Raw genomic sequence first — 15,224 nt, 5'->3', positions numbered from 1 at the left:
CCCGGGTTTAATAGCTTTCTATTTTGTCAAGGACACGGTTTACAATCCTGTCACAGCGCAGCAGATTGAACTCAAAAAGCTGACTGGATTTGTAATAATGGCTTAGTTCGCTGCGTAACATCTGTTTGGCCCTGTTCAGGCGCACTTTGACATTGGATTCGGCAAGGTCAAGCACCTGCATCGTTTCCTGGATACTCATCTCCTGGATTTCGCGTATCACAAATACAAGCCTGTATTTTTCGGGCAGATTGGAGACCGCCTTTTCGAGCATCATTTTTAATTCATTGTTCATAAGTCCTTTCAATGGCGTTTCGTTGTGAAATTCACTACCGGCATGGACAGTCAGAAACCGCTCCGACCTTATTTTCTGTTTTTTATGTAAAAGACTTTCGTTAATCAGGATTCTGGTCAGCCAGGTGCCGAAACTGGAATTTCCCTGGAAGTTTGGCAACTGAAGATAGGCATTCAGATAAGTCGTCTGCATGATATCTTCTGCTTCCATATCGTTGTTTACGATGGACATGCTGATGCGGAACAGCCGTAAATTGAATTTGCGTATCAGAATCTCATAAAGATTTTTTTCGCCATGTAATATCCTGACCACGATTTCTTCGTCGGAAAGGGAAGCTGGCAAAACTTGACCGGAATATTTCATTTTAACAAAAATTATTTCGTGTGCTATTAAATCTTATCACGATTTCTTTTGCAGTCGGCTGCCGAAAGCAAAAGAAATCGTGATAATGTCTATTTATTTCACAATGATTTTTCCTTTCATAACCGGGTGTATCGAACAATAATACGCCGCCGTTTGGGTAACCGTCATCGACCACGATTTCCCGATCAGCAAAGGCGCTGAGCTCCATGCTTTTTTTGCTTCCGTGATGTCGTGCGTGACCATGTCGTGGTTTACAAATATTATCCGATCACCTTTTTTAACGACTATATTGGCCGGACTGAACGTCATCTGTTTTATCTCAATGGTATGATTCCGACCGGTATATGCTTTTGTTGGCGGCACAATGCGCTTCTGAATATACGGGAAGATAAAGCTTGCGGCAAATAATATCGTTGTGATTAAAATTACCTGTATTTTATTCATTACTTATGATTTTTCTGGATCATTTCAGCATGGCCTAAATGTGCTTTCAGGGCCGGTACGATGTTTTGAAGGAGCTGTTTCAGTTCCGCATTATCCGTTTCAGGAATCAATAGATTTTCCACGGCATTAATGACCGCTTTATGGTAGGCGACCTCGTTGTCAACGTACGCTTTGTCAAAATCTTTCCCGGATTTCTTTGCCAGGGCTTTTTTGGTTGTGGCAGCATCTGCCAGCAGTTTCGCGCTGACGGCATTATCCTTTGGCGTGACACCGAGTTTTTTTGCAAGGGCTACGGCCTGGCCTATAACCGCCGTATGGTCCCGTTTCATGGTTTCGGCAAATTTCAACACTTCGGCATTTTTTGATTTAGCGGCGGCAATTTCTGCATAGCCAATGTCGATCTGATTGGCTACAACCGCTACTGAGGCCACTTCGGGATCGGTCAGGCTTGGATTTTTTTGAGCGCTAACAGAAAGGCAAACCAGTGAGGTCAATGCTGCTGCAAGGCAGGTCAGGGTGTTTGAGTTTTTCATTGTGGATTTATTTTGATTTGCTGTTAGAGAAACAACCGCGCAAAAGGTTACAGCATGGCGGGAAATAAATCTTGTAACCTTTTGGTTCCGCCTTTCTCTAAGGGATAAACAAATTTGAAATAACAATGGAAAACAAATCAGTTAACACATTTATACCAAAAACCATATCCGTGCATTCTTTATCGTTGGATTTACTTTTTAAAAGCTTGTAATGAAGGGCTGCGCCGATTGATACCCCAGGCACTATAAGGGATTGTGTCAGATTGGCGGACGAAAACACAGATCCGCTCAATTTCACGACCTAATCTTTCGTTTCTTATTGTTGCAATGCCGTGTTTTTTTGATATATTCCGCTGTGGGATAGCAGGTAAGTCGTTTAGTCCGCTTCTAAAAGTTTTTGGCGCTTCAACGGATGTATGTAGTAGTGAAGAATTAGTTTATATTATTGATTTTTATAATAAGCTATTAATCATCCGGTTACTGAACTAATCGTATATGGCTAATTGCCAACAGCTACATAACTTTAATTAACCTGAATATGGTCTCATTCTTTTTCCGTGCTGTTTTTTAACTTTTAGTGAAAAATAATTTAATAACCACCCTACCTCAATCCAGCGGCTGTGTTTGATTGGAATGTGATTTTTGATAACTAAATGATATGGTTTTTTCTACCCTCTTTGGAGGTAAGCGCGTTGTGAAAAACAGGTCTGCCTTGCCCTGGAGATATTGTACATCCTCTTTTAATATTTGGAATATATTGCTTTTGCTGGTCGCAGGATATTGTCCGGCGCAAAAGAGCAGTTATGCAATTGCCCACTATAATAATGAAAACGGCTTGCCGCAGAACAGTGTCAAATCGATAAATTTTGATAAAGCGGGGTACTGCTGGTTAGCCACCGAAATGGGGCTGGTCCGGTTTGATGGCAAGCGCTTTAATACATACGGCATTTCGGAAATCCCGGGTATCACCAGTGATCGTATCAAAATGCAGGCCTCCGACCTTTCCGGTGATTTATACGCGCTGACGGCTAAAAATGAAAGGGTAATCATCAATTCCGGTGGACATCGCCGGGGAACTTATCCGGAATTGATCGTTGACAAAAATATATACTTGCCAACCATCGGCTATGTAGGAGCGAAAACGCATGTGGATAGCCTGAATGCACTTTTTTTTCAAAAGCACAAACGCCCACAGGGATCTGAGGGAGGGAGTCCCGGGACAGGCGAGGTTTACTTATCGGCTCTGGAAGATTTATATTATATCACAAAAAAAAGGGTGATCCAGCTCGGTGACCGTGATTTGGATATTGCCAATCGACAGAAGAGCATTATCGGCAGTTATTACGTTCATTTATATCCCGGAAACAGAATTAATGTCTGGAAAAGTGGCGTGTTGATTCCTTCGATCGATAAGATTAGCGGTCCTATTGAGCAGGATCCGGATTACCTTTCAGGTAAATCCAAAGTATTATGGTGCAAGGAAGGGACCTACGTGTACAGTGGAAAAACGCTGTACCGGATCGATCTGAATCAGAACAGAATCATATCTGAAAAGGTACTGGAGAATCTGGATATCATCAATTTAACCTGCATGTATTATGTCAGGGATCAGAATAAATACTACTTTGGATCCGAGACCGAAGGCTTGTATATTGTAGAAACTGGTTCGTTTGAATATCCTACCGTGCCGGCTGAGGCGAGCTCCGAAAGCTTCTACCCACAGTCCCGGACAATAGACGGAAGGATTTTTACGGGAGATGTCCTTTTCTCGCGCGACAAATCATCAAAGTATATCCCTCTCCATAGCAAGGATGGGGCCACACACTTCATTACAGATGATAATCAGCTATATTTTGATAGCGATTTTAAATTTTACCGGCACGACTTAAATACCGGAAAGACCCATTCGTTAATAGCACTTGACAGAAGATTACGGTCTGTTTTTCCAAACGGAAAGGATCTTATTTTTTGTACGAGACGATCGATCGGGATACTGTCCAATGATGTGTTGAAGATGCAGCAGGAGTTTCCGAATTCACTGGAAATTATTACTGCTTTGAGGCTGGACAAAAACAATTTTCTGCTCGCCAGTGAATCAGGCTTGAAATGGTACAATATGCCGCAAAATAAAGTCTACAAATCAATTCTCGATTCTTTACAGATTAGAACAGTACACCAGGACGGGGGGCGGTTGTGGATTGCGAGTTATGGCAAAGGGTTTTATTTGTACGAGAAAGGAAAAATTTACGCCATGCCCCTGGGGCCTCAAAAATCGCTTAAAGCAGTACATGCGTTTATTGATGATGGTGCAGGCAGTTTTTGGCTTCCTACAAACAATGGTTTGTTTAAAGTTTTAAAATCGGAATTGGCCGCTTTCGCCCACGGAAAATCTGAGCATGTTTATTTTTACATGATGACAAAGCAAAATGGGTTGCGGACCAATGAGTTTAATGGCGGCTGCGATCCGGCGTACCTCCGGATGCAGGACGGCATGCTCTCGCTACCGTCCATGAACGGACTGGTGTGGTTTTATCCCAATAAAATGAGCCTGGTTTATCCGGACAAAAAAATATACATCGACGGGTTGTCTGTAAACAACAAGCCGATTGATATTACCTCTCAAAAGGCCATATTGGATCCGAACTTTTCCGAATTGACCATGAAAGTAAGCAGCCCTTTTTTTGGCAACCCGCAAAACATGCAGTTTGAATACCAGATAGCGGGCCTTAGCGAAACTTGGAATGCTGTTCCGGAAAATGGTGAAATCAGATTAAGCCGGACTCCACCGGGGAATTATAAAATCGTCGTTCGCAGCGCATCAGGAAAAGCGGCAAATGCCTACGAAACGCTGGAACTGGCATTTGAGGTGACACCCTGGTTTTACAACACCTGGTGGTTTTATCTGATTTCACTGTTCGCCATGGCTTCCATTGTATATCTGCTCATACGTCGGCGGCTGAATGCTATAAAGGAAAAATCAAAGCAGCTCAAAGTACTGGTTGATGTCAGAACGCATGAACTTAGCGCGGCAGTGCAAGAGCTTGCAGAGTCCGAGTCTGCATTGCTTCGCAGTAATCAGGTGAAGGACAAGGTAATCACGATGGTCTTGCACGATTTACGGTCACCGATCAGTTTTCTTAACACGATCAGTAATTATTTGGTCGCCAGCCATCAGGATATTGAACAAAAGGAACTTAACCAAAAACTTATTGAGCTGCAGCACGGCACCCGGGGGCTTCGTCTTTTTACCGAGAATTTTTTCACCTGGGCTGCAAGCCAGCATGAAGACTTCAAAGTGACTATTAAAACCGTCCATATTCAGGATCTGTTTAACGAAATTGATGCACTTTATACCGACATCGTAAAGAGTAGAAAGAACCAGCTTTTGATAGCGCCAACGAAATTGATCTGTCAGACGGATTATCAGATACTTGCGCTCATTATCCGTAATCTGATTGATAACGCCAACAAACACACCCGGGACGGAAAGATATTTCTTGGCGCGGCAGCTGACGAAAGGGCAACGATTATCTCCGTATCAGATACGGGTCCCGGACTAGACGATGCGCAGTTGAAAAACTACACCAATGAGAGTCGTGGTTTAGGAAATCAAGGCATTGGAAGTGTTTTGATTTTAAAAATGCTGCAAGAAATTAATGGCAAACTGGACATAAAGACCTCTCGCAATGGCAGTTCGTTTAGCGTTACATTGAATCATCACCCAGAAAATGATACTGGCGGGCAAGCTGGCTAAGTTCAATAATATTTTTAATGCCTAATTTATCAAAAATCCGTCCTCTGTAAGTACTGGCCGTTGAGGGGTTTATGGAAAGGGTGGTTGAAACTTCCAGTGCCCCGTTCCCTTTGAGTAATAGCAGTGCTACTTCGAGCTCCCGCGCCGATAAAATATCAAAAGGATTGGAGGGGAAATCGTTTAAAAAAGCATTCGTGAACTGTCTGGTCTGACTGTTGGTAAGGTACCTTCGCCCCATGCTGATCTCATAGATCGCTTTTTTTAATTCTTCGTGAGAATTACCTTTTTGTATGTATCCAAAAACACCGGCCTTCAGATAACGGTGAGCAAACATCAGTTCGGGATTAACGCTGACGAGTAAAATTCGCAGTGTATTTTGCAATTTCAACGCATTCGCGACCATTTCTAATCCTGTAATACCGGGCATATTCAGGTCAGAAATTAAAATCTGATATTCATTCTTTTCCAGTTTTTCGGACAGTTCGGAGCCGTCGGACGCAAAGTCAATCGCGCAGGCCGATCCCAATACCTCCTTAACCAGGAGTTCCATACCTAAACGAACGAGAACGTGGTCATCTGCTATTAGTATTTTGTTCAATTTGTTCATTTTGAATGAAGTGATGTGTAAGGTTTACGCAAAATTTGACAGGGGATTTTACCCGTGATCCAGCCGGTTTTAGAAAACCGTGCAAAAAAGTGATTGATATAAGCTACTACGCAAAAACGCAATTTCTCTTTTGAATGCGGCACTGATAACCAGACCAGCGATTAGGGATGTGTCCATGGTGCCGGATATAAGATCAACGATGATAATTCCCGCCAGAAAAAGGAATAATTGATTTGCTAGGCTTTAAATACACAAAAAATGTATCCGGGAGTAAGTAAGTTAAATTGTAGCTACTAAGCTATTTTTTGTATTCAAATTTCATCGGGGAGTGCTAGTTTTAGCTCTTTTGAGCATGTTTGATACACTTACCTATAAATACTTTTATTGACAATATTTGTAGCTAAATAGCTTCATGCTTTTGGCTGGACAGCTATTTTTTATCGATGCACTTGTATTCAATTTTGTATAGGGATGATTGAGTCAAATTTATGAAATTAATAATTGTAAAAAGTAACCTGTTTTCCAGCTAAAAAAGAACATTTCTCAATTCAAACCATCGCCAATTAGTTCGGCCCTTCCGGTGGTCTCATTTTGCCGGGAAGGGGGATTAAGATAATACAGATATAAACGATGTCAACAATCTTAATTATTGATGATTGGGCGCTTGTGGGGGGAGCCATAGCGGCTTTGCTTGAAACTCATTATAAAGATGAATACCTGATCGAACTTAGGGGTACGAAAGAATTTCTTTCCTCGAAAAAGTTTCAGGAAATTGATCTGGTTGTTCTTGGGTTTTGTGAATTGACTGAAAATGAGAAGTTTGATTTGCTTCGGGTGGTCAAGTTGAAGCTGCCTGCTGCGCGTGTTATTGTGTATGATCGGCAGGCTGATGCCAGTACCACGCTTTCTTATTTAAGATCAGGAGCCAATGGATGTCTCTGCCAAAGCAAGATATTGATAGATCTGATTAAATGTCTTGAAACGGTTTGGCGAGGGGATTATTACGTTGATTCCGAGCTCCTTTATAGTTTGCTTGGTAAATTTCAAAAAGGACAGAGGAGCTATAAGAACAAACATGCTTCACGACGGCTAAGTCCAAGACAGCACGAGGTGGCGCTATGCCTGATCCGGGGGATGAAAACTTCTTTCATTGCGGAAAGTCTGGGACTGCAAAGATCAACCATCAGTACAGTGAAAACCAATATTTTTACGAAGCTTGGTGTAAATAATATATTGAAACTAAAAGAAGTAATGGAATCCCGTTAATCTTCCCGTATAGGTTTATACGCCGATCCATCCAGGCAAATGATGGGCTGGATCCGGATGCGCTTTACTTCACTTCGGCGTAACGGATCTGGTTTTGGTAGAGATTAAATGCATGCTACTATCTGCTTTTTGTTCTCCCTGGTTTATTTGAAAAGTACAATAAGTTGCGTGTGGCTTTATCGCCACAAACCGGTGGCTTATTGGCTATTTTATATTCGTACACCTTCCGGCAACTTTGTGCAAAAGTTGTATAGTATCAGCATAAGGTGTGCAAACTGCTATATGATGGATGTTTCGAAAAGGGCCGGCTTGCTATCCTCCGCCGGACATCTGATCGTTCAAAAATCAAGAATTTACAAATCACTTACAAACACTTTATTAAACAGCAATTGGTATGCATGTACATTTAATCAATCCATTTATGGACAGCCTTCGGGAAAGGCTGCATAAGTTGTTAAGCCCCATTATTTTCGTTTTGTCGCTATTTTTTGTCTGTCTGCTAACAGGCAAAAGTTATGCTCAGGATTGCCTGCCTGTGGATGGTGGTATTGAAGATATTAGTATTCCAGGTGTAACGGGGCATAAGACTTACTATCCTGGTGCAACAAGTGGAACGGATCGTATAGCCAAAGCTACGGCGGGTCAAATCTATTTTTATTATGGTAACACGACCTCAAATTTAGCTCTACGACACTTTACGATCAGGCCGGAGCTTGGCGGAAAAACGGGTAGCGTAGTGCTTACATTTAACAATATTGCACTGGCCAACGATGGAATTATTAAAATATACAACAGTAGTAACAACACAGGAACAGTGGCAATGACGATCAATGCTGCCAACGATCAGGATATTGTTGGAACAGAATTGGTTTTGAAAGGAGATGTGACTATTTCATTTCAGGGTTCAATTGTTCCCACAACCCAACAGCACGACCCGATTGATATCCGGTATGTGACAGGAGACCAGGTATTTACGACCTGTCGTGATCGCAGTAGTGCGGTATGGAAAGCATTTGTCACACCTAATTCTTATCTGGCGGTGGACGATATGCATTTAACATCAACACCCGGAGAAAACCACGCCCCGATTTGTGTAGCCTATTTCGATGAAAATAAGAATTTTACGACCAGTGAGATTGGCTTTTGTCTTAATTCTCACAAAGATGTTTCATCACCTTCCTGGGGGTATTATTATGGACAAACTCCATTTACCTACAAAGCAAATGACAGTTTCGATATAGATGAGAGCGGTGCATATAATAGCACTGACCAGTTAAAAACCGCCCGCATTATGTGGTTACTAAAAAATTCGCCAACAGGCACTGCTATTGAGCGTATAAATGGACAAATAGCCATTTGGCGCACCTTAGACAATCCTATTAACTATGGACATGTGGCCGGGTCATTAGCAAGGCAGGCGCAACTGGCGGTACCGAGTTTGCCAACGCCCCCCGAACCAACATTTTCAATTACTGCACAAAATTCACCGGCATCACCAGGGCAGTATGTTAATTTTCAAATAGCATTCCAAATGGCTTCTCCTAATCCGCAGCGTCTGAAATTATCCATTCCGGCCGATGCAGAATTTGGTACTGTCACGGGTGGCACCTATGATGCCGGTACTGGTTTTCTAACCATTACTTCTAGTCCCGTCACCGTGCAGGTGAAGCGAAATACTTCCGGCGTTGCAAAACTTACCGCCGTTTATGAGGAAGACAATTTTTGGAATATTCATAACCTCAAAGTTTACAATTCATGCGATCCGGCAGTGCAGAGCTTTGTAGGATTGGGCAGAAAGGACATCGTTTATCCTTTCCGGGAAGCATCTGCGGAATGGGGTTTTAGTTTAAGCGGAAATTTATACCATGACAGCAATGGTTTAAACGATGCTGGTGGTGGCAGAGTGAACAATACCGTTTTGGCGGGAGGCGATGCGACGGGTTTCAATCCAAATGGTAATTTGTTTGTACACCTTTATGAAGTATCGTCACAACCCGTTTATTTCGGCACGCAGCAACTGGATGCCAATGGATTTTTTAAATTTACGTCTGTTGGCACGGGAACATACAGAGCCGTGATGACCAATGGGACCATTGACGATGTATCCAGTATCCCAGCATCCTCTTTACCGGAAGGCTGGCTCAATACCGGTGAGGTATTTGGCGCCCCGGTTTCTGTTGGGGCTGATGGTTTGGTTAATGGAATGAATACAGGATCTGGGGCCAATGGAATTGTATTAAATAACGCGGATGTTATTAATGTCAATTTTGGGATACAGACGCCTCCTGTGAGCCATGATTATACCTTTGTGATTGACCAGCCGTCTGGTGGAAGCAAGGTTGTATTAAACAGTTCGTTGGTGGTGAGTGGATCGGGCCATACTGCTCCTTCCCAGCTTACAGGAACGGATTTGGAAGATGTTAATAATGCAGCGAATGGTTATTTGGGTTCCTGCAACAGAACAATTATTATTCAGACTCCCATTGTAGTAAATTCCGGTACAGGTTCGCCTAAGTTGTACTATGATTATGATGGGGCAGGAGGTAGTGATCCGGTGTTATTGAACTTGGGATCGGTTGCTGTACCCACGCCAGTTCGGATCGTGAATTATTGTCAGGATAATTTGAGTATTGTTTTGGATGGCTCAGGATATAACGGGGTAAGTTTCACGTATTCGTTTGTGGATGCAGCTTCCGCAGTATCCGTTCCAACGAATTACATCATTTCCTGGAATACCGCCTTGCCCGTTGTACTCACCAGGTTCAACGTAGCCAAATCGGAAGGTGCTGCGAAATTGTCATGGACTACTACCTCTGAAACCAATAGCGAGCGTTTCGACATTGAACACAGCCTGACAGGTAAGGAATGGGATGTAATGGGTAGCGTATCTGCTGGCAAGGAAAGTGCTGTTTCTGTCAATTATTCATTTACCCATGAAAAGACAGCAGATGGAAAAGCCTTGAATGGTCAAAATTTTTACCGTCTAAAAATGATTGATCTGGATCAAACTTTCACTTATAGCCGTATTCAAAGCTTACAGTTTCCTAAAAAGGCAGTTACGGTCTCGGTCTATCCTAATCCGGTTTCCGATGTGCTTTTTATTAAGGATGTAGCGTTGGAGTCTATTAAAAGTATCATGATCAATGATTTGAATGGTAAAATAATTTATGAGGCAAACAGTATCAAAAATGAAGGAATACCGGTAAAAAATCTGGTTTCTGGGATGTATTTGTTACAGATTTCACAAATGGATGGTACACGAAGCAGCCATAAAGTGATTATCAGTAGATAAAAACCAGCAGTCCTGTTTTAAATCAGCAAAGCATTTGATTCGAACTGCTGATTAACGCAACACACACCCAAAAGTTGAGCCCTCTTTCTAGAAATTAGAAGGAGGGCTTTTTGGTTAAAAATTGAATGAATCTGGGCTCTTTGTCAATTTGGATAAGGCATATTTGTAACAGTAGGCACGGATTCTGCCCGTTGAGCGGCGGACTGTATGTCATGTGGAGCGGAATTAACCCTTACTGCGGGCTGCATTTTATATCATTCTTTGTAATAATTGTAAAATAAGATTATTCTAAGATTTTGGGAACTATACAGTGACTTTTTTTCGTTGGCATTGAGTAAGTTCCGTCAAAACGCATGAGTCGCAAACAATATTCCTTCATGATCCTTATTCTGGGGTCATTGGCTACAATCAGCCCTTTTTCAATTGATATGTATTTGCCTGGATTTCCCAGGATTGCGACCGATTTAAATACGACCATTGACAAAGTTCAGCTTTCATTAACGGGCTATCTGATTGGAATATGTATCGGACAGGTGCTTTACGGGCCTTTGCTGGACAGATTCGGGAGAAAAAACCCGCTTTATGCAGGGTTGGTCATTTATATTCTTGCATCCATCGGTTGTGCCATGACATCGTCTGTTGAGGCTTTGGTGGTTATGCGGTTTTTCCAGGCCATCGGTGGTTGTGTAGGTTTGGTTTCATCACAGGCTTTGGTAAGCGACTTATTTCCAAAAGATAAAAGAGCAGAAGTTTTTTCCATGATCACACTGGTGATCGCCGTTTCACCGATGATTGCGCCAACCGTTGGGGGCTATGTTACGGCCGCTTTTGGCTGGAACTGGGTATTTATTATTCTGGCCGCCATTACGCTGTTGATTATCGTGGCCATTTACTTTTTCCTGCCTACGGGTAAAATGCCTGATACGTCGGTTTCTCTAAAACCACAGGCCGTACTGGGCAGCTTTTTTACCGTGATCAAACAACCTCAGTTTTTGATTTATACCATGGCAGGCGGACTGGCAACAGCTGCTCCTTTTGCATACATTGCTGGCTCTTCTGATGTTTTCATGAACATCTATAAAGTCTCGGAACAGCAGTATGGATGGATATTCGCGTTTTTGGCTTTTGCCATGATTGGCTCGACACAGCTTAACCACTTTTTGCTGAAAAAATTTACCAGCGAAGACATTATTAAAACGACGCTGATGTACCAGAGTGTCGTGGGAACTTTACTGGTTGTTGGGGTATGGAATAATTGGTATAACCTGTACACTTTGATCGGGATGATGTTTATTTTCCTCAGCGGTCAGGGATTGACCGGCCCCAACACGTCCGCGCTTTCACTGGCACCATTTAAAAAACATACTGGAAGTGCCTCTGCGCTGATGGGAAGCTGGCGCATGGGCGCAGGCGCGATTATCTCAATTATTGTCAGTGTTTTGCATAACAATACGGCCATTCCGATGGTGGGGATGATGGCTGCCTGTTCACTGATCAGTCTTGTGATTTTATTTGTGGGCAAGGCAGCCGTCAACAATGCCGCGCGTAACAGGGATGTTGAAAGTGAAATATCGGTTTTACTGTAAAACGGTTTTTGAAAATCAACAAAACGGTACTTTATTTGACAGGTTCTCTCAGGATTGTCCGTAATTTTTCCGGTGCTGTTTTGTTAAAGTCAGATAAATAAATCTCATGGTGAAGACCGTTTTTCATCAGATTATTTTCTGCCACAAATTTTTGAATCTGTAATAAGCTTTCAGGTTCCTTGTCAAATGGTCCGGTATGCAGCATCTGGACACATTTTCCTTCCTCCATTTGCCAAAATACCACATCCTCGGCAAAGCCGGTTTGTTTCTTTTTTGCAAGTATTTCTTTTGCTGTTGCCAATGTTTCTGCCGTCACAAATTCAGGCATCCTGATCAGCAGCCGGTATTCCCAGGCATCTCTTGGTATTTTTAGCGGCGCTTCCGAGATGGAAACATCAGCATAACTTTCGCTGTCGAACCACCATTGGGCTTCGAGTTTTGCCACTACAAAATCTTTGCCCTGCGCTTTTTGATGAAATTTTACCGTGTAGGCAAGCGAATACAGCGCCTGTATCCTTTCCGAATATGCTTGTCCGGAAGGATCTCCTTTGCCTGCTATTGACAGAAAAACAGCCTTGTCAATGATAACCAACGCTGGTTTTTCCGGGGCCGTGTAGTACTGTTTGTATTGCTTTGTTAAATCAAGTTTTTTCATGCGGACAGCATTTAGATTAATGTTTCACAAATGAAAGCGCGATCACTGACAACCTTATGTCAGTCAAAAAGGAAAATTTAACCTGATAGCGAAATAAAAATTAGATTTTTTCGTCTCTTTTCTTAAACTTAGACGAATGGATACATGTATGAACCAACCCGAAACTTTAATTTTTTACAATGTATAAATCCTTAATTCTGGCTATTTTAATATCTCTTATGCAAGCCTGCCAACAAAAAGCATCTAAGGAATTGTTGCCTCCGATAGGAGAGGTTTTTGAAGATTATTACGAAGAAAGATTGCCGCTTTATCCGTTGGAAGCCACAATGAACGGCGACAAGCGGTATAATGATCTTATGCCGAATGATTTGACCAAAGATTTCAAAAAACAGCTGACTGATTTTTATACTAAGTATCAAAAAGAACTTGCCAAGTATGACCGGGAAGAGCTCAATGACGAAGAGAAAACGAGTTATGATCTGTTAGGCTGGGAGTGCAGCATCAATCTGGAATTATTAAGTTTTCCAACGGAGCTGATGCCGATGAACCAGATTTTTTCCACGCATCTGATGATCGCCCAGTTGGCAAGCGGCAGCAGTATGCAGCCATTTAAAACCACCGATGATTATGACGACTGGCTTAAACGTGTGGACGGTTTTACGGTTTGGTGTGATACAGCCATCGTCAATATGAAGGAAGGAATCCGGAAAGGTTATGTTTTACCTGCTCCTTTGATTCAAAAAATGATCCCGCAGCTCGCTGACCTGGATCACGGCCCGACGGAACAGCATTTGTTTTACACGCCGGTTACCAAATTTCCCGATACATTTTCTGCAGATGACAAGGCGCGTTTAACAACGGGCTACAAAGCAATGGTGGAAGAAAAGGTTATTCCTGTGTTTAAGCGTCTGCACGATTTTGCGGCAAACGAATATCTGTCGGCGGGGCGTAAAACCAGTGGTTTTATGGATCTTCCAAATGGGAAGGCGCTGTATGATACCTATATCAAATACTACACAACCACGTCGATGACTTCGGATGAAATTCATAATCTTGGATTAAGTGAGGTGGAACGAATTTCAAAGGAAATGCTGAAAGTGAAAAATGAAGTCGGGTTTAAGGGCGACCTGAAAGCATTTTTTCAAAATGTGAGGACCAACAAAAAGCTGATGCCGTTCACAAAACCTGAGGAGGTTATCGCACATTTTAACGGTATTTATGAAACGATGAAACCGAATTTGAAAGGGCTGTTTGACCTTACGCCAAAGGCTGCTTTTGAAGTGCGCCGGACCGAAGCTTTCCGAGAAGCTTCGGCGTCTGCCGAGTACAATCCGGGTTTGCCAGACGGTTCGAGACCGGGTGTTTTTTATGTACCGATTCCGGATGCGAAGGACTATAATGTGGTATCGGATGAAAGTTTATTTTTGCACGAAGCAATTCCGGGACATCATTATCAGATTTCTTTGCAGCAGGAAAATAAAGCTTTGCCAACATTTAGAAAGAATATCTGGTACAGTGCGTATGGTGAAGGTTGGGCGCTGTATTGTGAGTCACTGGGTAAAGAACTGGGATTGTACTCCGATCCTTATCAATATTTTGGCATGTTAAGTGCCGAAATGCACCGTGCAATACGCCTGGTTGTGGATACGGGAATTCATGCGAAAGGCTGGTCCAGGGAGAAGGCAATCCAGTATTCAATGGATCACGAGGCTGAATCCGAGGAAAGTATTACGGCCGAAGTTGAGCGGTATATGGCCGGAGCTGGCCAGGCTTTGTCCTACAAAATCGGGCAGCTGAAAATCCGTGAACTACGCACCAAAGCAGAAAAGGCAGAAGGTGATAAATTTGACATACGGGTATTTCACAACAAAGTACTTGAATCAGGATGTGTTCCTTTAAATGTTCTGGAAGAAAAAATTAACGCCTGGATGAAGGGAAGCAAGAAAGCAGTGTAATCTGCATAAACTGAAAAATGCGTGTATCAGAGCAGAAATGTCCGGTACGCGCATTTTTATTTAATTCAGACAAAAAATTAACGACTTATACAGCATTTTGCACACAGGCCTTAAAAATAAAGCCATGATAATATCAGGAGGCAAATTTACCTCAGGGCAATATGATAATGAATTTCAATGACATGGCTAGCGGTCAGAAAGGTCCTTCTGACAAAAATCAGGTGAAATTAACTGGCAATTGCAGAGAAAGCAGAAGACTCAGTCAATATCGATCCTTGATTCATTCTTTTTTTCATTACTTCCAATCCGCAGACAACCAGCTCTTTGTATAGCTCTTGAAGCGTAATTCGCGTGTCGTTTTCTTCTAATTCAAGTTGAAGCTGTTTTGCTTTCAGGTGAATTTTGTCAGGTACATCCAGGTTAACTTTTGCCATGGTAGTGGAGATGTTTATATTTTCGGCCAGGTTATATTATTGG

Annotated in this window: 11 protein-coding genes; 5 read left to right on the top strand and 6 right to left on the bottom strand. The window is 42.4% G+C overall.

From position 1 onward, the window contains the following. Positions 1 to 7: 7 nt before the first annotated feature. From RB622_RS19735 to RB622_RS19725, 3 genes are all read right to left on the bottom strand, one after another. A complete protein-coding gene (locus tag RB622_RS19735; protein ID WP_308048338.1) occupies positions 8 to 655 on the bottom strand; it encodes an RNA polymerase sigma factor in 648 nt (215 codons plus the stop codon). Between the two features lie 93 nt (positions 656 to 748). Next, complete coding sequence (locus RB622_RS19730; RefSeq protein ID WP_308048337.1) at positions 749 to 1,099, bottom strand: plastocyanin/azurin family copper-binding protein; 351 nt, start codon at positions 1,097 to 1,099, stop codon at positions 749 to 751. Next, complete coding sequence (locus RB622_RS19725; RefSeq protein ID WP_308048336.1) at positions 1,099 to 1,632, bottom strand: DUF4142 domain-containing protein; 534 nt, start codon at positions 1,630 to 1,632, stop codon at positions 1,099 to 1,101. The genes RB622_RS19730 and RB622_RS19725 overlap by 1 nt, the downstream gene beginning before the upstream one ends. A 658-nt stretch (positions 1,633 to 2,290) precedes the next feature. On the opposite strand from RB622_RS19725, the gene RB622_RS19720 reads away from it, so the two are divergent. Next, complete coding sequence (locus tag RB622_RS19720) at positions 2,291 to 5,386, top strand: ATP-binding protein (protein WP_308048335.1); 3,096 nt, start codon at positions 2,291 to 2,293, stop codon at positions 5,384 to 5,386. On the opposite strand, the gene RB622_RS19715 is transcribed toward RB622_RS19720, so the two are convergent. Then, positions 5,337 to 5,984 carry a response regulator gene (locus RB622_RS19715; protein ID WP_308048334.1) on the bottom strand — a complete coding sequence of 216 codons (648 nt, stop codon included), beginning with the start codon at positions 5,982 to 5,984 and terminating at the stop codon, positions 5,337 to 5,339. The genes RB622_RS19720 and RB622_RS19715 overlap by 50 nt on opposite strands. 639 nt (positions 5,985 to 6,623) lie before the next feature. Between RB622_RS19715 and RB622_RS19710 the strand changes: the two genes are divergently transcribed. The 3 genes from RB622_RS19710 (at position 6,624) to RB622_RS19700 (ending at position 12,137) form a co-directional block, all read left to right on the top strand. Next, positions 6,624 to 7,259 (top strand): response regulator transcription factor, encoded by a 636-nt coding sequence (locus RB622_RS19710; RefSeq protein WP_308048333.1) that lies wholly within the window; start codon positions 6,624 to 6,626, stop codon positions 7,257 to 7,259. Positions 7,260 to 7,653: 394 nt separating this feature from the next. Continuing rightward, on the top strand, positions 7,654 to 10,551 hold the full coding sequence (locus RB622_RS19705) for a T9SS type A sorting domain-containing protein (RefSeq protein WP_308048332.1): 2,898 nt from the start codon (positions 7,654 to 7,656) through the stop codon (positions 10,549 to 10,551). 353 nt (positions 10,552 to 10,904) lie between these two features. Next, positions 10,905 to 12,137: a multidrug effflux MFS transporter gene (locus tag RB622_RS19700; RefSeq protein ID WP_308048331.1), complete on the top strand. Its 1,233-nt coding sequence runs from the start codon at positions 10,905 to 10,907 to the stop codon at positions 12,135 to 12,137. A 31-nt stretch (positions 12,138 to 12,168) separates the two neighbouring features. Here RB622_RS19700 and RB622_RS19695 read toward each other — a convergent pair whose 3' ends face one another. Next, positions 12,169 to 12,792, bottom strand: a complete 624-nt coding sequence (locus RB622_RS19695; RefSeq protein WP_308048330.1) for a GyrI-like domain-containing protein — start codon at positions 12,790 to 12,792, stop codon at positions 12,169 to 12,171. Positions 12,793 to 13,010: 218 nt separating this feature from the next. On the opposite strand from RB622_RS19695, the gene RB622_RS19690 reads away from it, so the two are divergent. After that, positions 13,011 to 14,747, top strand: coding sequence for a DUF885 domain-containing protein (locus RB622_RS19690; protein ID WP_308048329.1), 1,737 nt, complete (start codon positions 13,011 to 13,013; stop codon positions 14,745 to 14,747). 227 nt (positions 14,748 to 14,974) lie between these two features. Here the strand turns inward: RB622_RS19690 and RB622_RS19685 are convergent, their stop codons facing one another. Beyond that, entirely contained in the window at positions 14,975 to 15,181 is a 207-nt protein-coding gene (locus tag RB622_RS19685; protein WP_308048328.1) for a hypothetical protein, read from the bottom strand. Positions 15,182 to 15,224 lie beyond the last annotated feature (43 nt).

The organism is Dyadobacter sp. LHD-138 (genome assembly GCF_030929615.1).
Taxonomy (GTDB): Bacteria; Bacteroidota; Bacteroidia; order Cytophagales; family Spirosomataceae; genus Dyadobacter.
This window is presented reverse-complemented; position numbering and strand designations above follow the sequence as displayed.